Here is an 18,608-nt window from a genome sequence, read left to right as displayed (position 1 = left end):
TCGCCTACTATGTTCTTAGTCGCTTCATCCCCCTGGCCTGCCGCCGCGGCAGCGCGCTGTTGGCTCGCTGGAAACATGGCTCCTGACGAAGCACTGATCATGGAAATGCCGGTGAACATGGCCCAGGGATCCGCACGGGACCTCGCGCAGGATGCGTTGCATAACGTGGTGCCGGACATGGCGCAGAACGCGGCGCAGGAATTCGATGTGTTCCTGACGCCGGTGGCGCATCCCGGGCTCGGCGAGATCCGCATCGACGAAGCGCTGTTTGCGGTCGGCCGCAGCGAGATGCCGTTCGCCGCCTACCCCGAAGCCCTGTCCGCGCCGCTGTCGCGACGCCATGCGCGCATCTTTGCCGAGCACGGCGCGGTCTACGTGGCGGACCTCGGCAGCAAGAACGGCACGCGCGTCAACGGCGTGGCCGTGGCGCGCCAGCCGGCGCGGCTCGGCGATGGCGATGAAGTCGCGTTCGGTCCGGCGCTGTCGTTCCGGGTGCGGCTGGTGCCGCGCGCGCCGCAGCCGGTGCCGCCGCGCGTGGCGCTGACGCTGGTGCCGGAACGCCATGACGTCGGGCTGCAGCCGCTGCACGTGGAGCAGTTCCCGTACCTGATCAGCAAGGGCGACGATGCCTTCGCGCGCTTTCGCGACAGCTACCCGCACCAGGTCAACTACCTGTCGCGGCGCCATGCGCATATCTACCTGAAGGGCGGCATCCCCTTCGTCGAGGACCTCGGCAGCACCAATGGCACCTTCGTCAACGGCAAGCGCCTGGCCGACCACGGCGTGCCGCTCGACGACGGCGACCTGATCGCGTTTGGCGGCAACCACTTTGTCTACCAGGCGCAGGTGCGATCCGAAGGCGCCGGCGACGCCACGGCGACGCGTTCGCTGCTGCATACGCCCGATACCCCTGATGCGGCTGATGCGGCTGATACACCGGGCACGCCCGCATCGCCTGCCGCGGAGGCGGCCACCTCCGCCACGCCGCCCACGCGCGATGACGGCGACCGCACCACCTTTGTCGGCGCGCCCGATTCCTTCCTCGATATCTTCTGCGTCGACTACGCCGCCCACCAGGAGGACGAGGTCAACGCCGAAGCCGAGGCGCAGGCCGCCGCAGCCACCGCCGCCGCCGACGGCGCGCGCGAGCACCGCACGCGCGGCCGTGCCGCGCTGCTGCTGGCGGAAGGGGCGCGGCTGTTCGGACTGGACCAGCCGGCGCGCACGCGGCGTGCGGCGCGCTGGGGCGGGGCGCTGGTGCTGCTCGCGCTGGTGGCGGGCGCCGCGGTCTACTGGCGTGGCGCGCCGGAGCGCGCGGTGCAGTCGCGCTTTGCCGCCGGCGACTACGCCGGCGCGGCGCAGGCGGCCGACAGCTACCTGGCGCGACACCCCGATGATGTCGAAGTCCAGGCTATCGGTACCGAAGCGCTGTTGCGCGCCTACGTGCCAGACTTTGCCACCAGGCTCAAGGCCAACGACATGGCCGGCGCCGATGCCGTGCTGGCGCGCCTGCGCCAGCTCAGCACGCACAACGCGGAAGCGCGGCCGCTGCTGGCCGAGCTCGACTGGATCGGCAGGCTCGAGCGCTTCACCGCGGCGCGCGGTGCCGATGCGCCGATCCGGCTGTACACCGACGAAACGCCGATGCGCCAGCTGCTGGCGTACTGGAACCAGGACACCGCCGCGCACCAGCGCGCGCTCGGCCGCATCGCGGCCGACGTGCCGGCGTTCCGCGACCTGTATGCCGATGCGCTCAGCGATGTGCGCCGGCTGCAGAACGACGCCTCGGTCTATCTGGCGGCGATCGACCGGCTCAATGCCACCATCACTACAGAACTGGGCCGCGACCGCCCGGAAGCCTTGCAGCCGGTGCTGGCCGAATACCGCGAGAAATATCCGCGCCTGGCCGGCCTGGACCGGCTGCAGTCGGACCTGGATCGCTACACCGGCCTGCTGCAGGCATTGCGCGCGCGCCGGCCGGGGCAGCTGGTGGCGCGGCTGACCGACAGCCGTTTCGCCACGCCGCCGTTCCAGGCGCAGCTGGCCAGCCTGGGCGCGCGCCTGCCGCCGCCGGAGATGGCGCGCGCGTATGCGAACGCCGCCGGCGCGTGGCAGCGCGGCGACAGCACCGCGGCGCTGGCCGCGCTCGGGCAGATCCGCGGCGGGCCGTGGGCCGACGACCTGGCGCGCGACGTAGCGCACAAGCAGCAGGTCGCGGCGCAGTACGCCGCGTTGCAGTCGGCGCGCGGCAGCCGCGGCTACGAGGACCGCCTGCTCGATTTCTACGCCATGCTCGAGGCGGAGGAGGACGGTTATTTCGCCAGGGCGGTCGAGGCCGATGTCAACGGCGTGCGCGACAGTGCGCTGCGGCGCGCGCGCGAGCTGATGGCGAGCGCGCTCGCGGCGTGGAAGCAGTATCGCGCCAACGGCGTGATCGGCGGCGAGCAGCGGCTCGAGCCCGGCATCTCGCCGAAGTTCCGCGCGCAGGCGCGCTTGCTGTCGCAGGCGCAGGACGACGCGCGCCAGGGCATGCGCATCTTTACGCAACTGCGTGCCGGCGAGAGCGCCGACCTGGCGCAGCTGGCCAAGGTCGAACAGGAAATCCGCGCCGAGGCCGAGCAGCAGCGGCACGCGCTGCGCGAGCTGAGCACGGTGCTCGATCCCGCCGTGCTCAAGGCCAAGCTTGCGCTGATCGGCGGTGAAGACACCGGCAAGGCGCCGGAGTCCGTCGCGCCTGCGTCTGCAGCTACGGCCGCGGCCCCGCCACCGGCGGCAGTGGGGAAGCCATGAAGGACGACTCCCGCCACGCCGGCCTCAAGCCACTGTCCGAGGCGCTCGAAGACCACGGCGCCGAGGGCATCGGCCTGCTCAGCGCCGAGCCGTCGCGGCTGGGCATGCTGACCATCGTCACCACCTTCGCGCTGGTGCTGTGCGGGCTGGTCTGGTCGTTCGTCGGCCACGCCGATGTCATCGTCACCGCGCAGGGCACGCTGGCGCCGGAGTCCGAGGTGCGGCGCTTCTATGCGCCGGTGGATGGGGAACTTGCCGACCTGTATGTGGCGGAAGGGCAGCCCGTGTCCAAGGACGATGTGCTGGCGCGCCTGAATGCGCGCGGCGCGATCGAGGCTGCGGCCAACGCGCTCGAGGCGCAGCTCAAGCTGGAAGACTCAGAGCGCGAGTGGAAGCAGTTCCCCGACAAGAAGGCGCTGATGGAACGCCGCGCGGCGGCGCTCAAGCAGCAGATCGACGTGGCCACGCGCCAGCACGAGACCCGCATCGCCGAAGGCACCACGCGGCTGGCCGAGCAGCAGCGCGCGCAGGTGCAGGAAGCGCGCAGCAACCTGGAGAACGCGCGGCGCGCGCGTGAGTTCGCGCGCCAGGAGCAGGACCGCTACGCGCGCCTGCTGGCGCTGCCCGGTGGCGGCGGGGTCTCGCAATCGCAGGTCGACGCCAAGCGTGCCGCGGCACAGGACGCGGACAACAACCTGCGCGTGGCGCAGTCGCGGCTGACCGAGCTGGAGGCGCGCGTGGCCCGCGAGCTGACCCAGGCCAGCTCCGAGCTGGAAAGCAGCGGCCAGGACCTCGCCGGGTTGCGCGTGCAGTATGACGCGGCGCTGCGCGAGATCGCCAATACCGAGGACAAGCTGCGCCTGCAGGTGCAGACCGCCCGCCTGGTCGCCGACGCCGCCGCGCGCATCCGCTTCGAGAATATCGACAAGGACAACTTCCTGCTGATCCTGGCGCCGGTGTCGGGCGTGATCACCGACGTCACCTCGACCCAGCGCGGCGACAAGGTGCAGGCCAATACGCCGCTGGGCGGCATCGCGCCCAAGGATGCGCGCCCGGTGGTGAAGATCGTGATTGCCGAGCGCGACCGCGCCTTCCTGCGCGAGGGGCTGCCGGTCAAGCTCAAGTTCAGCGCGTTCCCGTACCAGCGCTACGGGATCATCGACGGCACGCTGGAATTCATCTCGCCCGCGACCAAGCCCGGCGGGCCTGACAAGCAGCCGGTCTACGAAGGCCGCGTGCGCCTGGCGCGCGACTATTACACCGTGGCCGACAACAAGTATCCGCTGCGCTACGGCATGACCGCCACCGCGGAGATCGTGGTGCGCGAACGGCGCCTGATCGACCTCGGGCTCGATCCCTTCCGCGAGGTGGCGGGCTAGCGCCGCGGTCGCACCCTGGAACAGCATCTGGACAGCCCTGGCGCGCCGCCGCGCCAGGCCGCCAAAGGAGTCGGAAAAATGACTGGCATCGTGCGTATCGACGACGAGGTGCTTGGGGTCGAGGAATTCGTGCGCCTGCTCAAGCTGACCGGGCAGTTCGAAGGGCTGGTCGAGCAGATCGTGCGCGACAAGCTGACCGTGCACGCCGCGAAGCGGCAGGGCATGGTGGTCACGGCCGAGGAGATCCAGGAGCGCGCCGACCAGTTCCGCCGCGTGCAGGGCCTGCACCGCGCCGCCGACATGAACCATTACCTGGATGCGCTCAACGTCAGCCTGGACGAGTTCGAGGCCTTCATCACCGACAGCCTCTATCAGGAGCGGATGATGGCGCAGGTGTGCAGCGAGGCGGCGGTGCAGGAATACTTTGCGCTGAACTCGCCGCGCTTCGACAGCATCGAGGTCAGCCATATCGTGGTCGACAGCGAAGGCAAGGCCAGGGAGTTGATCTCTTACCTGCAGGACGACCCCGACGCCTTTGCCGAGATGGCGCGCGAGCATTCGATTGCCGACACGCGCGAGCGCGGCGGCGAGATCGGCAAGGTGCTGCGCGGCTCGCTCAAGACCGAGATCGAGGCCAAGGTCTTCAACGCCGAGCCGGGCGACCTGCTGGGGCCGTTCCCGGCCGCCGACCGCTCGTTCTTCGAAGTCTTCCTGGTGCGCGCCAAGCACCCGGCCACGCTCGACAGCGAGGTGGCGGTCGAAGTGCGCCGCCTGCTGCGTGAGGACTGGCTGATGGCCAGGGCGCAGGAACATGTCATCGAAGCCCGCTAGCGAGGCCGGTCCGGCCGACGCCGCCACCGCCGCGCCGCAGCCGCCGCAGCCGCCGCAGCCGCCGGAAGCGGGCTCGGCGCTGGCCGCGTTCCTGGCGTCGGTCGAGATCCTGTCGGTGCTGACGCCGCAAGAGCTGGCGCGCCTGGCCGGCGCCGCGCAGGTGCTGAGCTTCGGCTTTGGGGATACCGTCTGCAATTCCGGTGAAGTTGCGCCGGGCCTGTTTATCGTCAAGTCCGGCTCGGTGCGCGTGTTCAACGACGAGCACGGCAAGGAAATCAGCATGGGGGTGCGCAAGACCGGCGAGGTCTTTGCCGATCTCGCGCTGCTGCGCGAATACCGGCACGAGTCGTCGGTGCGCGCCTCGGGCAAGACCGAGCTGCTGATGATCCCGCGCAGCGTGAGCGAGCCCGTGGTGGCCGGCAACCCCGCGGCGCTGGCCTTTATCACCAGCTATGTCGCAATCAGCTCGGCCGGCGGCTTTGTCGCGCGGCTGTTCGACCTGCGCGGCAAGCTCGACAAGCAGGAGCTGGAAGACGCGGTGCGCAGCGTCGGCGTCAAGCGCGTCGCGGCCGGCCGGGAAATCCTGAAGCAGGACGGACGCGATGACCGGCGCCTGTACGTGGTGCGCCAGGGCACGGTGCGCATCGTGCGCAGCGAAGAGGCCAGCGAGTTCCCGCTGGCGACGCTGGGCCAGGGCGATATCTTCGGCGAGCGCGCCTGCGTGATGCGGCAGGAGCAGCTGGCGTCGGCGATTGCCGAGACCGACGTGCGCCTGCTGGTGATTCCCGAGAAGACCGTGCAGCTGATCCTCGAGCGCAATCCGCGCCTGCGCGAGGTGCTGGAGGAGCGCATCCGCGTGCTCGACCGCGAGCTGCACCGGCAAAAGAAGCTGGCCGAGCGGCGTAAGCGTCCGGTACTGCTAGACCTGGCCTCCAGGCCCGAGCTGGGCGAGAAGCTGATCCGCCGCTTTGCGCTGGTCGAGCAGGCCGAGGAAATGGATTGCGGCGCGGCCTGCCTGGCGATGATCTGCCGGCACTATGGCATTCCGATGACGCTGGGCAAGCTGCGCGAGCTGGCCAACGTCACCACGCAAGGCGCCACGCTCGACAGCCTGGCGCGGGCGGGCGAATCGCTGGGCTTCACCACGCGCGGGGTGCAATGCACGCGCGATTCGCTGATGGGCTTCGAGCTGCCGTTCATCGTCCATTGGGAGGGCTACCACTACGTGGTGGTGTACGGGATCTCGTCGCGCTGGGTCTGGGTGGCCGACCCGGCCATCGGCTTCCGCAAGATGAGCGCCGAGGAATTCGAGCGCGGCTGGAGCGGCACCTGCCTGCTGTTCACGCCGGGTGAGAGCATGACGCAGCTGTCGGTGCAGCGCTCGCCGTGGCTGCGCTTTATCGGCTATCTGGCGCCGTACAAGAAGATCCTGGCGCACCTGTTCCTGGCGACCTTCGTGATCCAGATGCTGGGGGTGGTGCCGCCGCTGATCATCCAGAACATCCTCGACGGCGTGGTGGTGCACCAGAACGTCGGGCTGCTGCACCTGCTGATCGCGGGGCTGATCATCTCGAGCGTGTTCTCGCAGCTGATGGCGACGATCCGCGCCTACCTGGCCAACTTTATGGTGCGCAATATGGATTTCGCCATGATGTCGCACTTCTTCCGGCATACGCTGTCGCTGCCGCTGTCGTTCTTCGCCAGGCGCAAGACCGGCGATATCTTCGCGCGCTTCCAGGAGAACCAGACCATCCGCGCCTTCCTGACCGAATCGACGGTGACCACGGCGCTGAACCTGCTGATGGTGTTTATCTACTTCACCATCATGTTTCTCTACAACGTCAAGCTGACGCTGCTGCTGATCGCCTTCGTGATCCCGATCGCCGCGCTGACGGTGGTGGTGACGCCGCGCGTCAAGGCCTATGCGCGCGACGTGTTCGCGACCTCGACCGATGCCAAGGCCTACCTGATGGAGACGCTGGGCGGCGCCGAGACCGTCAAGGGCATGGGCATCGAGCGCCCGGTGCGGCTGCGCTGGGAGCGCAAGTACACCAAGGCGCTGGAATCGCAGTACAAGGCGCAGCAGTTCCATATCCTGGTGGGGCTGGCCAGCCAGCTGCTCAATGCCGCCACCACCATCGCGGTGCTGTGGGTGGGCGCGACGCTGGTGCTGGAGCGCGAGCTGACCATCGGCCAGCTGATGGCGTTCAACGCCTTCATGGGCAGCGTGCTGGCGCCGCTGATGGGGCTGGTGGCCCTGTGGGGCCAGCTCAACGACGCCGGCGTGGCGATGGAGCGGCTTGGCGACGTGCTCGACCTGGAGCCGGAACAGAAGCCGCAGGACGTGCTGTCGCGCGTGATGCTGCCCGACCTGCAGGGCGAGATCGTGATGAAGGACCTGTACTTCCGCTACGGCGGCGAAGACACCCCTTACGTGCTGGAGAACATCAGCTTCGCCATCCGGCCCGGCGAGATGGTGGCGATCGTCGGTCGCAGCGGCTCGGGCAAGACCACGCTGGCCAAGCTGCTGGTCGGCTTCTACAAGCCCACCGAAGGTTCGATGACGGTCGACGGCTACGACCTGAACGTGATCGACGCGGCGTTCTACCGCGCCCAGGTCGGCTACGTGATGCAGTCCAACCTGCTGTTCTCCGGCACCATCGCCGAGAACATCGCCTGCGGCGACGACAGCCCGGACCGGCGCCGCATCGAGGAAGTGGCGCGCATGGCCGACGCGCATGCCTTTATCAGCAAGCTGCCGCTGGGCTACGAGCAGGTGGTAGGCGAGCGCGGCATCGGCCTGTCGGGCGGGCAGATCCAGCGGCTGTGCATTGCGCGCGCGCTGTACCACGACCCGCGCCTGCTGGTGTTCGACGAAGCCACCTCGGCGCTGGACACGCAGTCCGAGAGCAACATCCTGGCCAATATGCAGGAGATCCTGCGCGGGCGCACCGCGGTGATCATCGCGCACCGGCTCAGCACCATCATGCAGGCCGACAAGATCCTGGTGCTGTACGAAGGCGCCATCGTCGAGCAGGGCCGGCACGAGGAGCTGCTGGAGCGCAAGGGCATGTATTTCCAACTGGTGCAGAAGCAACTGAGTGCCGCATGAAGCTATACAACCAGGGTGCCACCCCCGTCTCGGTGACTTCGCCGGTGTCGTTCGCCGGGCTGATCGAAAAGATCGAGATCCTGCGCTCGACGCTGCGCTGGGCGTCGAAGCTGGACCGGCCCGAGATCGAGAAGCTGCTCAAGCAGGCCACCACGCTGCGCGACGAGGTGATGGGGCTGTCGCACAAGGAGCGCTTCGTGCAGGCGGCTTCGTCTGCCGACGCTGCGCCCGAATCCGCGCTGCCGCAGCCGGAAGTCGAACGCCTGCCGCGCGAGCGCCGCCAGGCGCTGATGGAGCGCAGCTTTATCTTCGAAGGGACCTTCGGCGACAATCCCCGGCTGCTAGAGGCGCTGGAAATCGCCGAGAAGGCAGCGCCGACCGATCTGCCGGTGCTGATCGACGGCGAAAGCGGCACCGGCAAGGAGCTGATGGCCAAGGTGATCCACGCCAATGGCGCGCGCACCGACAAGCCCTTCATCTCGGTCAACTGCGGTGCCATTCCCGACAGCCTGCTCGAATCCGAGCTGTTCGGCCACAAGAAGGGCGCCTTCACCGGCGCCAGCAACGACCGGCGCGGCAAGTTCGAAAGCGCGCATACCGGCACCATCTTCCTCGACGAGATCGGCGAACTGCCGCTGACCGGGCAGGTCAAGCTGCTGCGCGTGCTCGAGGCGTACGAGATCCAGCGGGTCGGCTCGGACGAGATCATCTCGGTCGATGCGCGCATCGTCGCGGCGACCAACAAGGACCTGCGCCGCATGAGCCAGGCCGGCACCTTCCGCGAAGACCTGTTCTATCGGCTGAGCGTGATCCACGTCAGCCTGCCGTCGCTGCGCGAACGGCGCGACGAGATCCCGCTGCTGGTGTCGTACTTCAGCGACGAGGCCGCCGGCATGCTGCGGCGCGCGCCGGTGCGGCTGACACCGCGGCTGCGCGACTTCCTGCTGCACTACGACTACCCCGGCAATATCCGCGAGCTGCGCAACCTGCTGTACCGGCTGAGCTGCCTGGCGGGCGATACCGCCGACCTGCCGCACCTGCCGCAGGACATCCGCCCCAAGCCCGCCGCGCTGGCGGTGGTCGGCAGCGGCGCATCCGGCACCGACATCGCCATGGCGACCTCGCTCAGCGAAGCCAAGCGCGCCGCCAGCGACGAGGCCGAGCGCGCCTTCCTCGAGCGCGGATTGCAGGAGGTGGGCGGCACCGTCGCCGAACTGGCGCGGCGCTTCGACATGAACCGCTCGCACCTGCAGATGCTGCTGAAGAAGCACGGCATCCACTCGAAGGACTTCCGTGCCAGCCGGCAGGCCGAAGCCGGCAAGGGCTAGGACGCGGCGGGTTTCGGGCGTCAGGCGTCAGGCGTCAGGCGTCGAGCTCGGGGTTGACCAGGGTGCGGTCCGGGCCGCAAGGGTCGGCCGCGCGCAGCACCACCACCGAGATGTTGTCGCGTCCGCCCGCATCGAGCGCCTTCTGCACCAGCGTCAGCGCGGCCTGCGCCACGTCCTGCTGCGCCAGCACCGCGGCGATGGCGTCATCGTCGACTTCGTTGCTCAGGCCGTCGCTGCACAACAGGTAGACGTCGCCGTCGGCCACGTCGGTCAGCAGTTGCTCGGGTGCCAGCGTCGGCGCCGCGCCGACCGCGCGCGTGATGGTGTTCTGCGCGGGATGGTGGCGCGCCTGTTCCGGCGTGATCAGGCCGCGCGCGAGCAGGCGCTCGACCTGGTTGTGGTCGCGCGTGAGCCGCGCCAGCTGGCCGCCGCGCAGCCGGTACAGGCGGCTGTCGCCGGCCCACAGGCAGGCACAGCGGCTGTCGCCGGCCAGCAGCACCACCACCGTGCTGCCGATGCAGCGCACGCCCAGGCGCGCGGCTTCGTCGACCAGCGCCAGGTTCACGCCCTGCAAGGCCGCGCGCGTGGCGTCGATGCGGTCTTCCAGCCGCGCCTGTGGCGGCAGCGCCGCCAGCGCCCGCACCACCGCCTGGCTGGCGAAATCCCCCACGGCATGGCCGCCCATGCCGTCGGCCACGGCCCACAATTCCTGCCCGGGCAGGTCCAGGCAAGCGTCCTCATTGCGCTCGCGCACGCGCCCGACGTCGGTGCATGCCGCCGAGGTCCACCGGAAATGCGAGTCGAAACCCAAGCTGGCCTCCGCTGCGATCCGCAACGCGCCACGCCAGCGCCCGCGGGCGCCCGGCGTTGGCCCGATCAGACCAGCCTGCCGTCGTTCCTGGCACCCTGGTCGGCCCGCACATTGATATTGGCGTTCGGCGCGTTGTTGCGGATATCGATGTTCTGGAACTGGTTGTTTATCTGATCAGCATAGAAGCTGTAGTTGATCTCGTAAAAGTTGATCACCGTGCCGAGCGGCGCCGGCGACGACGGCACGAACGGGCGGATCCAGCCGAATACCCATTGCCCACCCGCGCCGCGTACGCGCGCCATGGCGGCGGGAGCCAATTCGCGGCAGCCGGCAAGGTCATTGATCGAGAGGGTGGCCATATGCGGTCTCCGGTGGAAGGCGCCGATGCGCCCGGGGTGGTGCGGGTGGTTGAGCAAGCGGCGTGCCACCGAAGGGGAACGGACCGGCTCAGGTTGGAATCCGCGGGCTGACGCGGGTTCTGGGCAAGGCGGGGGCCAGCCGCCACTTGCAGCCTGTACCGACGCGTTGGCTGCGCGCCGACACCCTGGCATGCCGCTGTCGGCCAACACCCACCACCGCGCCGGCGCCGGGCCGCGGGCGTGCGGATTTTGATATACTCCCGCCCGTCTCCAGGATCACCGCGCCCGCGGTTTTTCGTCCTGGCAGTCCTGTCCCTCGCCGTAGTTCACGGTGCGGAATGATGCTCTAAGTCCCTGATATTAAAGGCATTGCTCCATTGCTATAGCAAATTTGTAGCAACGGTCCAAATGCTGACTCCACCGTCCCCCCCCAAGACAGAATAGCGGAACCCCATAGACTGTGCCCTCAAGTGGCATGGTGGCATCGCTAAACTCTGGCGACAGTGTGCCGATAAGGGGCTATGAGCAAATTGGAGAAACCAATGGACGACGCCCTCCGAGAGAGAGCTCGCGCGTTTGAGGACCGCATACGTGTCCTCCGAAGAAAGGCCGGTCAAGCCCTTCCCGAGGACTTTGAATTCGGTACACCAGAGTTTGCAGCCGCGGAGGCTGGGATGCTCCGGGACATTATCATCGGCCTTGGCGGGGATCCGGATGCAGCTGAACTGGATCTGCGTTCACTTTGAGACGCCCCGCACTCGTGGCGGGGCGTGGCGTTTCAAGCGGCTCTAAATTGGTGTCCACGAACCGAGGCATCCATCGCGTCCAGGTGCTCGGCGACCGCTTGGTACGAGGCGAAGCGGCGGCCGCCGTCGACGTACGTCTTGATCGGAAATGCGCCTGCGCTAATCTGATTTCTGATGGTGCCTTCAGCGATATCCAGCAGCTTGGAGAGTTGCTGGACATTTAAGCGCGGACCATAGTTGTCCAGCAGATAGGCTTGGGTCAAGAGACTCATGTTCTACTCCAGCCGAATCGTCGCGCCCTTTAGCCAGCCAGCACAGACAACGCCCTGGACGGGCTTGCCTGTCGGCCCGACCGCTCGGAAGGCGGTTTGGAATGTGTCGTCGTCGGCGCAGCCCCACAATGCGGGGCCATCAACACGGATTTCGTCGTAGCCGGCGGCCTCCAGCACGCGATGGGCGCCAGCCGGGTCAGAGCATCCGGCCTGCAGCGTCACCGCGGCGAGCACGGCAGCTGCCAGGGCAAGTGCGTGCTGAGCCTTCATCTGGTCACTCCTCGCCATACAAAGTCGCCTTTGTCTTCACGCATAGCCGGCTCGTCATCAGCACAGGGGCACTCATAGCCAGACAAATGATCGGCGACAGGTCTCCAGAAGTTACGAACTACGCCGCTGGGCACGTGGTTGTCTTCTCTGGCGTCGACCAGGTCGAACTGCGCTATGCACCAAAGAGCCTCGGCGCTCGTCGTCCGTAGCGGGCCGTGGCGGCCGCCGTTCTTGCTCAAGCTGAGGTGGTACTCCGGGCCAAGATCTGTCTGACCAGGCTCCCGTGCGATTTCCACTGAGCTGAACACCTGGATACCGCTCTCACGGTGGAACCAGGCCTCGGTCGTTGTGGCCATGGCTGCGGCACGCATAATGGCCTCCAGCGCCGCGCTACTTTCCCGCACCCAACCGGCGCCAGTCGGCCGCTTGGGCTTGATGATGGATTCGATCATCGGCAGGCCTCCGGGAATCCATCGTGCCGCACGCCATCCAGCATCCGGCCAGCGGCCTTCTTGCCAACGCGCTGAAGCACGCTGCATCCGAACGCGATGAACTGTCGTGGGTAGCAGTCAACCTCATGCGGCGTATTCGGTTCGCTTCCAAACCAGCCACTTTGCGGTGCCAGCGCATAAGGACCCGGCGTGCCAGCCGGCGCGGGCACGGCCGGAGTCCACTCGCCCCATTGCTTGAACAGGAAGGGCACGCCGGCCGCCGCGCACTGGTCGCGCAGCCTGCGCGCCCAATCCGGATGCATCGGCCGCGCGCCCTGACCGCTCTCGCCGCCGACGATCACCCATGAGATACCGCAATGGCGCTCGCAGAGGATGTGCGCGCCTGCGGCGTCCCTGCTGATGCCGTGCTTGTCCGTGCGCTCGCAGTAACTGATCCATCTGGAGAGATCCACCGGCCCCAGCAGCGGCTCCATTGACAGGAAGCGCACGCGTGCGGGTATGTCCAGCAGCTTGGGGATGTCGCGTGCGGCCTCGGCCTGGCTGGTGATGCTAGCGCCCAACCAGACGTTCGCCAGCGGCTCGGCCGGCCACATCGTGCGGGCATTGCCAATGCGCTTCGTAAGGATCAGCCAGTCAAGATTCGGCGTCTCCGCGATTAGCGCGACCAGATCCACGCGCCACGCCGCAGGCACAGCGTTATCGAACACGTCGGCCAGGCTGGCGCAGAACACGCGCTGCCGGCGGCCGTGCTCGGCGAAAAACTCATCGTGCTGGGCATTCCAGCGCCGCGGCAGGTTCCAGTTGCTGGCCGTGGTGCGGCGGCGTTCGGCTTTCGCTCCCCAGACTACGCCCAGCGTGCGGGCCGGCGTGGAGACCTCCGCATAGCAATGGTCGCACGCGGGCGATACCTTGGTGCAGCCGATCCACGGGTTGAAGGTGTGGTCCGTCCATTCGATCTTGCTGTTGGCGCTCATTTGTTCGGGCCCTCCGTTCCCATGGCGGCGCGGTCGATGTAGATGGCGAACACCTTGCCTGGGTGGTTGACGTTTATCTCGTCCAACTGCTTCCCGTAGATCAGTTCGTAGTCGCCGACCTCGTACCCATCGATGTGGGCTTCGATGTCGCCGCACACCATTTCGCCAATCTTCTCCGCATCCCTCGCGTCCTGCGCGGCGTTCTGCGGGGCGGAAGGCGGGACCGGCGCAGCGGCCAGATACTCGCGCAGAAAGTACGCGCTGTCTGTGTTCCTGGCCGGGTCTTTATCGTGGCAGCGCTCGCAAACGTGCACCTCGCGCTCGAATGCCTGATGCAGGTAATTCAACATGTCGCGGTCGTTCCGGATTTTGAGCGGCAGCAGGATGTCAGGCATCACAGGGGCGGCGGGCGCATCGTCTCCCGTAGGGGCGGCAGGCGATGCGCTGGCCTCGGTGGGAGCCTGCTTCCCGTAGAGTGTGCGGTACATATCCAGTTCCAGCACCATCGTCTGCGCAACTTGTGGCAGATCGTGATAGCTGTGTCGGTGCTGCGCGAGGTCTGGCCCCTTCAGGGCGATAGCGACCTCTGCCAGTAGCTTGCCCAGGCGGTCGATCACGTAGGCGTCTTCATCGGCGTCGGCAGGCGATGCGCTATCCTCGAACGAAATCGGCGTCTCGGCGCCGCCGTAATGCACCATCGTCTCAGGCGATGCGCTAGGCTTTCGAAGGCGTGCAATAGCTGCCAGGATCAGGTCATGCCCATTTGCGCAGGCAGCCTCGTCGTCTGGAATACCTAGCGCGTCGCTAATCTCGCCGATCATGGACACCATCGTTTCGAATCGAGCCTTGTAGTCAGGCGATTCGATCGGCGAAGGGGCGGCTGGATGCGCTTTCAGCATATCTGCCAGCGCAAATTGCAGCATTTCCTCGGTGATAGTTTCGCCTTCGTGGTGGTCGATCAGCCAGCCAGGGAACAAATCCCACTGGACCGCCTGCCGCGCGCCATCGCTCGGCGCAGCGGTATCCATGGCAGCGGAGCGCAGGCAGTTCAGCACCTTTTCCGATGCCTTCTGATGGCTGATGGCGTGGCACGCGGCCGCGATCACGTCTCGCCGCACCAGAACCATGTCATCGGACTTTGCCGGTTGTTCGTGGCCCGTTTTGTGGGCCAGACGGCAACGGGCAGCGCCAACTGCGTCGTTGCACCCTAGGAGACTCGTTTCGCTCGGCGCAGTTGCCGCCGGGGCGGATTGGGCGAGGGCTTCTCGCACCGCAACTCGGATGGCTGTCTTCATGTCGCCAAGTTCAGTGCCGTATTGATGGAAATACGCTTTGGCGATTTCCTCAACGCGCTGGCTCGTCAGCCCCTGCGCCCCGGTAGCGGCGGTATAGCGCACCCACGCACCGTGTTCGGATTGACGCATCAAGCCCGCATCGAAGTCAGGGTAGTAGCGAGCAGGCAGCGCCACCGGATCGGCGCTCTGGCTGGCCACCATTTCGGCGGCAGCACCGGAATGGTCGGCAATGGCACGCCGAAGCTTGGGCTTGCCCCGGCCCAGCTCGGCGTTGGAATAGCGCGAAAATCCGGCCACCTCCCACTCGTCCTGCTCGTCGTGCGCGGCGTATTGCAGTAGATCGTCTGTGCCGACCGACTGCACGATCTCGCGCCACAGTGTGCCGGCGTCATGCGCCAGCACGCAGGACAGTGCCGCACACACGCCAGCATAGAAGTCGTGATTCCCCTTCGGCGCTGCGCGCGAATCCTCCGGGTGAATGGCTCCAGTGGCATGCGCAATCAGGTCATCCAGGCGATCCCGCTCGCGTGTCCAGTCGGTCACCTGCCTTGTAAGCACGTTGTGCGCCTTGTTCTGTTCGCTCATTGATTACTCCCGAATGGGGAACGGCGCTTTTGTAGCGTCCTTGCGTACTGGAGAGCTTCTTCGAGAGTTTTCTCCTTCATTGCAGATCTCCCGTTTGGTTAAGCAAGGCGCTGAAGGCCTGCATTAGGCGAGCCTGTTTCGGCGTGAGGTCAACGGCCTGGCCATCGACCGCTATTAGGATGGAGCCGTCAACTCTAGCTACAACAGCAACATCCGTTGGGAAGATCTGGATGCTTGCCGGCGCCGGGTCGGACATCGTTGGCATCTGGTCGAGCCGCTCTTGCTCGGTAGCCTCGGGCGGGTCCTGATTCGATTGAGAGGCGGGCGGCAGTACGGCTGATCGCCTGCCGGGCCCTAGATGCCATCGGCCCTCGCGGGTTTCGAGTCGGCCGTCTTTTACAGCGACGGCAAGGTAGCTTCCGGGGTGCGATCCAGCATTCAGGCCCATCGCTTTGGCGATCTCCTCATTGGTCGCGGACCCGTGCTCGCGGACGTAATCGAGGCCGCGTTGGACACGGGTCTTCTTCTCAGCAGGAGCTTCCCGAGCGGCCGCCAGGCCAGCTCCCGCTAGATTGAAGACGCTCGCCGGGAATGCCACAGGGCTGGGCGCGACCGCGGCAGGCACAGTGCGCTGCGAGGGTTGTTCGATGCCGCGGTCAGTCATCGCTATCCTCCTCTGGCGCTTCTTCGACCTCGATGCCTTCGGCGCCATACTCCAGCGCGTGCTCGAAGGCCTCGTCAAACATGTTGGTGATGCGCGTCTGTCCGATTTCGCTTTCTTCGAGCAGTGTGTTGACGACCTCGTTGGCCCACACCAGAGGGTCAGTGACCTTTACGGGACGTTCGCGAAGCGGGTCGATGCCCAGGAGCTCGGGCAAGATGATCTCGGCAGCGGCCGCCAGCGCGTCAATACGCACGCGAATGACCAATTCCTCGCCTTCGATCTGGCACATGGTGTCGCCGGTCATGATGGCTCTCCTGCATGGCGGCCATCCATCTGTGCAGCCATCGGTCGCACGAAGACAGCATGCGGCCCGTCCTCGGTGTCGTAGATCGCCAGGCAAAACCAGCCCTTGCCAGCGGGGCACTTCGGCTCCCAGCCCGAAAAGTCACCGGCGGTGGCTTCGCTTTCGTACCGGGCAAGCGCCGCTGGACTCAGGTCGGCCTCGTTCATGGCCACGCACTTCGCGTCCATGCCGTTGGCGAAGGCGAACCAGTCGAGACGGAAGCTGTCGTGCATAGCCGCTGGCAGGGCGGGGTGCCAGAACGTGCCGTCGGGCTGCCTCACCACCGGGGCGGGCTGCAGGTCCGCACGCACCGCGCCGGCAGCACGGATGATCCGCGTAGCCAGGTGGTGCAGGTCCGGAGCGCGCATACGCACGCTATGCCGGCCCTCGGGGATGCCGCCGGCGTTAGTAGCCATCTGGAGGAGATCGAGGCTTTCCATTTCAGGCCTCCGCTTCGGCAGTCGTGGGCAGCTTCCCGTCTGTGGCCGGTGCACCCGGTTGGCGGAGGATGTGGGGCAGCCAACGGCGGCCGGCGAGGTATTCCTCGGCCGCACCGATCATGGCGTCCTTCTTCATGGTGCCGATGCGCTCGGCCGCTTCATCTCCGGCAACTTCGCGCACCGCATCCATGCGTCGAGATTTAGGTACGCTGGCAAGGTATGACGCGCCGGTGGGCTCCCACCAGTCCGCCATATCCAGACCGACAGCGGCGGCCAATTGATGCGCGCGTGCGTGGCCAGCTGCTACTTCACTGAGCTCGACTGTGTTAATACTGTGAGCCACGCACACGGCCAGCAGCTCAAGCTGCTTGGTTGGGCTGAGGTTCTGGAGCCACGCAAAGAGATCTTCATCCTCGCCGGGCAGCACAGCCTGCCAGTGGCCTATGCTCTGGTCCAGGCTTAGCCAGGCGCGTGAACTTTCCAGGTCGCCAGAGGCGTCGCGCCCAAGGCCGCGGTTGTTGGTTAGCGACACCTTGGCTGCCGCGCTGTAGCGATACCGGTCCTCAGGCGGCATGAAGACCTGGGGAACCAGCGCGTGCAGCAGGGAGACCAGGGCAATGCGCGGGGATTGCGCTATCAGCGCCTGCAGGGCCGCGGTACGGTGGGCAGTGAGCTGGGTCACCAGTCGCTCCGACAGCGGCCGTTCGGACTCTTCCGCAGGTGCGGCGCTTTTGTCGAGGCGTTCACTGCTCGTGTCGCCAGCTATATCCTTCTTCGCCTTGCGTTCAGTGGGCGCAATCAGACCGCGCACGATCTTGAGCTGACCACCGTGGTCGATGGTAAGCACCGCGCCACCCTTGGACTTCTGGCGGTCGCTGAATTCCGACTGGAGTGCTTCCATCGCTTCGATCTGGCCCCTGACATCGTCCAGTTCGGCATCCAGCTCTTCGTCTTCGAAATCAAGCGCGTCGGTCTTCTTGTCGAGTGCCGCTTCCCTTTCGCGCAGGCTGGCCAGCAGGCCGCATTCCTCATCAGTCAGATCGCGCTTTTTGGGTTGGCTCTTGCTGTAGGCCATCTCGTCGGAGTAGGTCCATTTGTCCACTGTCTTGACCCAGCTCCATCCTTCTGCACGAACGTCCTCAGCGGCGGCCGCGAGCTTTTCTTCGGCCAGGCGTTGCAGCAGTCCGGAGTCGCTGACAAAGCCGCCGCCGTCGCTGAACAAGTCGCGCATCACTTTGCCGCCGGCAGCTTCGTAGACGTCCAAGCCGACGAAGCGTGCGAGCCGATCCGTCTTCGCGTTGATCGCGCCAGGTGTGGCGAGCGCGGCTCGAATTTTGTCGGCGGTCTTCTCCCATGGGGAGGCGCCAGTGAGCCGTTTCCACAAGCTCTCTTGTGCCTTGTGACTGTCACTGATCGCGAATGCCATGAGCTGATCCAAGGTGAGCTCCCCGTCGCGGTAGCCTTGGACCAGGTGGGGCGAGACATTGGCGAGCTTGAGGCGTCGCTGTACAGTCAGTGGCGTGACGCCGAACCTCGCGGCGACGTCCTCGATCGATTTCCCGGCATCGATCATGCCCTTGAATGCGTCGAACTCGTCGGCGGGATGCATCGGTTCGTGCATGTTTGCGGCCACGCTGATTTCCTCGGCATGGTCTGGATCAGCCACCATACAAAGGAATTCAAATGACTCCGGTAATTCGCCGGCCGAGATCTTGAGCATGGCCGCCTCGAGGCGCGTGCCGCCGTCGATCACCTCGAACGCAGGGGCATTTTTCTTGCGGCTGACATGCGGAATGACGGAAAGGTTCTCGATCTGTCCATGCGAAACCAGAGAGGCGCCGATTTCCAGAACGCGCTTGCGCAAGCGCGTGCGTTGGTTGCGGGGCGAGAGGATCAGGTCTCGTGCGCGGATGTGAAGAAGATCACCTGGTTTATGGCTCATGGTTTATCTCCAAGG

Annotated in this window: 17 protein-coding genes; 6 read left to right on the top strand and 11 right to left on the bottom strand. The window is 66.4% G+C overall.

What is annotated here, in order from left to right:
* Window positions 1-75 precede the first annotated feature (75 nt).
* The 5 genes from A2G96_RS17075 (at window position 76) to A2G96_RS17055 (ending at window position 9,440) form a co-directional block, all read left to right on the top strand.
* Window positions 76-2,790 (top strand): FHA domain-containing protein, encoded by a 2,715-nt coding sequence (locus tag A2G96_RS17075; RefSeq protein WP_062801203.1) that lies wholly within the window; start codon window positions 76-78, stop codon window positions 2,788-2,790.
* Window positions 2,787-4,169: a beta-barrel domain-containing protein gene (locus A2G96_RS17070; RefSeq protein WP_062801201.1), complete on the top strand. Its 1,383-nt coding sequence runs from the start codon at window positions 2,787-2,789 to the stop codon at window positions 4,167-4,169. Before A2G96_RS17075 ends, A2G96_RS17070 begins: the two co-directional genes overlap by 4 nt.
* Before the next feature lie 78 nt (window positions 4,170-4,247).
* Window positions 4,248-5,000, top strand: a complete 753-nt coding sequence (locus A2G96_RS17065; protein ID WP_062801199.1) for a peptidylprolyl isomerase — start codon at window positions 4,248-4,250, stop codon at window positions 4,998-5,000.
* Entirely contained in the window at window positions 4,981-8,112 is a 3,132-nt protein-coding gene (locus A2G96_RS17060) for a peptidase domain-containing ABC transporter (RefSeq protein WP_082818993.1), read from the top strand. The genes A2G96_RS17065 and A2G96_RS17060 overlap by 20 nt, the downstream gene beginning before the upstream one ends.
* Window positions 8,109-9,440 (top strand): sigma-54 interaction domain-containing protein, encoded by a 1,332-nt coding sequence (locus A2G96_RS17055; protein WP_062801197.1) that lies wholly within the window; start codon window positions 8,109-8,111, stop codon window positions 9,438-9,440. The genes A2G96_RS17060 and A2G96_RS17055 overlap by 4 nt, the downstream gene beginning before the upstream one ends.
* A gap of 34 nt (window positions 9,441-9,474) precedes the next feature.
* Here the strand turns inward: A2G96_RS17055 and A2G96_RS17050 are convergent, their stop codons facing one another.
* Entirely contained in the window at window positions 9,475-10,251 is a 777-nt protein-coding gene (locus A2G96_RS17050; protein WP_062802227.1) for a PP2C family protein-serine/threonine phosphatase, read from the bottom strand.
* Between the two features lie 65 nt (window positions 10,252-10,316).
* Window positions 10,317-10,610: a hypothetical protein gene (locus A2G96_RS17045; RefSeq protein WP_062801195.1), complete on the bottom strand. Its 294-nt coding sequence runs from the start codon at window positions 10,608-10,610 to the stop codon at window positions 10,317-10,319.
* 542 nt (window positions 10,611-11,152) lie between these two features.
* Between A2G96_RS17045 and A2G96_RS17040 the strand changes: the two genes are divergently transcribed.
* The gene (locus tag A2G96_RS17040; protein WP_062801193.1) at window positions 11,153-11,356 is read left to right on the top strand and encodes a hypothetical protein; all 204 of its coding nucleotides are present in this window, start codon (window positions 11,153-11,155) and stop codon (window positions 11,354-11,356) included.
* Window positions 11,357-11,388: 32 nt separating this feature from the next.
* Here the strand turns inward: A2G96_RS17040 and A2G96_RS17035 are convergent, their stop codons facing one another.
* The 9 genes from A2G96_RS17035 to A2G96_RS16995 all read right to left on the bottom strand — a co-directional run bounded on the left by A2G96_RS17035 (window position 11,389) and on the right by A2G96_RS16995 (window position 18,593).
* On the bottom strand, window positions 11,389-11,628 hold the full coding sequence (locus tag A2G96_RS17035) for a hypothetical protein (protein WP_062801190.1): 240 nt from the start codon (window positions 11,626-11,628) through the stop codon (window positions 11,389-11,391).
* 3 nt (window positions 11,629-11,631) lie between these two features.
* Window positions 11,632-11,898 (bottom strand): hypothetical protein, encoded by a 267-nt coding sequence (locus tag A2G96_RS17030; protein WP_062801188.1) that lies wholly within the window; start codon window positions 11,896-11,898, stop codon window positions 11,632-11,634.
* Window positions 11,895-12,350, bottom strand: a complete 456-nt coding sequence (locus tag A2G96_RS17025; protein ID WP_062801186.1) for a hypothetical protein — start codon at window positions 12,348-12,350, stop codon at window positions 11,895-11,897. The genes A2G96_RS17030 and A2G96_RS17025 overlap by 4 nt, the downstream gene beginning before the upstream one ends.
* Window positions 12,347-13,324, bottom strand: coding sequence for a phage Gp37/Gp68 family protein (locus A2G96_RS17020; RefSeq protein ID WP_062801184.1), 978 nt, complete (start codon window positions 13,322-13,324; stop codon window positions 12,347-12,349). Before A2G96_RS17020 ends, A2G96_RS17025 begins: the two co-directional genes overlap by 4 nt.
* Window positions 13,321-15,204 (bottom strand): hypothetical protein, encoded by a 1,884-nt coding sequence (locus A2G96_RS17015; protein ID WP_062801183.1) that lies wholly within the window; start codon window positions 15,202-15,204, stop codon window positions 13,321-13,323. The genes A2G96_RS17020 and A2G96_RS17015 overlap by 4 nt, the downstream gene beginning before the upstream one ends.
* Before the next feature lie 76 nt (window positions 15,205-15,280).
* Complete coding sequence (locus tag A2G96_RS17010; RefSeq protein WP_062801181.1) at window positions 15,281-15,868, bottom strand: hypothetical protein; 588 nt, start codon at window positions 15,866-15,868, stop codon at window positions 15,281-15,283.
* Window positions 15,861-16,172 (bottom strand): hypothetical protein, encoded by a 312-nt coding sequence (locus tag A2G96_RS17005; RefSeq protein WP_062801179.1) that lies wholly within the window; start codon window positions 16,170-16,172, stop codon window positions 15,861-15,863. Before A2G96_RS17005 ends, A2G96_RS17010 begins: the two co-directional genes overlap by 8 nt.
* A complete protein-coding gene (locus A2G96_RS17000) occupies window positions 16,169-16,651 on the bottom strand; it encodes a hypothetical protein (RefSeq protein ID WP_062801177.1) in 483 nt (160 codons plus the stop codon). Before A2G96_RS17000 ends, A2G96_RS17005 begins: the two co-directional genes overlap by 4 nt.
* Before the next feature lies 1 nt (window position 16,652).
* The gene (locus tag A2G96_RS16995) at window positions 16,653-18,593 is read right to left on the bottom strand and encodes a ParB/RepB/Spo0J family partition protein (RefSeq protein WP_062801175.1); all 1,941 of its coding nucleotides are present in this window, start codon (window positions 18,591-18,593) and stop codon (window positions 16,653-16,655) included.
* Window positions 18,594-18,608 lie beyond the last annotated feature (15 nt).

Origin of the sequence: Cupriavidus nantongensis (assembly GCF_001598055.1) — a bacterium.
Classification (GTDB): domain Bacteria; phylum Pseudomonadota; class Gammaproteobacteria; order Burkholderiales; family Burkholderiaceae; genus Cupriavidus; species Cupriavidus nantongensis.
The sequence above is the reverse complement of the archived record's forward strand: the minus strand, read 5'-3'. Positions and strand labels throughout refer to the sequence as shown.

Coding starts and splice junctions, on each gene's coding strand:
- A2G96_RS17075 (WP_062801203.1), top strand. CDS start 76: ATGGCTCCTGACGAAGCACTGATCATGGAAATGCCGGTGAACATGGCC.
- A2G96_RS17045 (WP_062801195.1), bottom strand. CDS start 10,610: ATGGCCACCCTCTCGATCAATGACCTTGCCGGCTGCCGCGAATTGGCT.
- A2G96_RS17030 (WP_062801188.1), bottom strand. CDS start 11,898: ATGAAGGCTCAGCACGCACTTGCCCTGGCAGCTGCCGTGCTCGCCGCG.
- A2G96_RS17015 (WP_062801183.1), bottom strand. CDS start 15,204: ATGAGCGAACAGAACAAGGCGCACAACGTGCTTACAAGGCAGGTGACC.
- A2G96_RS17065 (WP_062801199.1), top strand. CDS start 4,248: ATGACTGGCATCGTGCGTATCGACGACGAGGTGCTTGGGGTCGAGGAA.
- A2G96_RS17060 (WP_082818993.1), top strand. CDS start 4,981: ATGTCATCGAAGCCCGCTAGCGAGGCCGGTCCGGCCGACGCCGCCACC.
- A2G96_RS17020 (WP_062801184.1), bottom strand. CDS start 13,324: ATGAGCGCCAACAGCAAGATCGAATGGACGGACCACACCTTCAACCCG.
- A2G96_RS17040 (WP_062801193.1), top strand. CDS start 11,153: ATGGACGACGCCCTCCGAGAGAGAGCTCGCGCGTTTGAGGACCGCATA.
- A2G96_RS17055 (WP_062801197.1), top strand. CDS start 8,109: ATGAAGCTATACAACCAGGGTGCCACCCCCGTCTCGGTGACTTCGCCG.
- A2G96_RS16995 (WP_062801175.1), bottom strand. CDS start 18,593: ATGAGCCATAAACCAGGTGATCTTCTTCACATCCGCGCACGAGACCTG.
- A2G96_RS17000 (WP_062801177.1), bottom strand. CDS start 16,651: ATGGAAAGCCTCGATCTCCTCCAGATGGCTACTAACGCCGGCGGCATC.
- A2G96_RS17005 (WP_062801179.1), bottom strand. CDS start 16,172: ATGACCGGCGACACCATGTGCCAGATCGAAGGCGAGGAATTGGTCATT.
- A2G96_RS17025 (WP_062801186.1), bottom strand. CDS start 12,350: ATGATCGAATCCATCATCAAGCCCAAGCGGCCGACTGGCGCCGGTTGG.
- A2G96_RS17035 (WP_062801190.1), bottom strand. CDS start 11,628: ATGAGTCTCTTGACCCAAGCCTATCTGCTGGACAACTATGGTCCGCGC.
- A2G96_RS17070 (WP_062801201.1), top strand. CDS start 2,787: ATGAAGGACGACTCCCGCCACGCCGGCCTCAAGCCACTGTCCGAGGCG.
- A2G96_RS17010 (WP_062801181.1), bottom strand. CDS start 15,868: ATGACTGACCGCGGCATCGAACAACCCTCGCAGCGCACTGTGCCTGCC.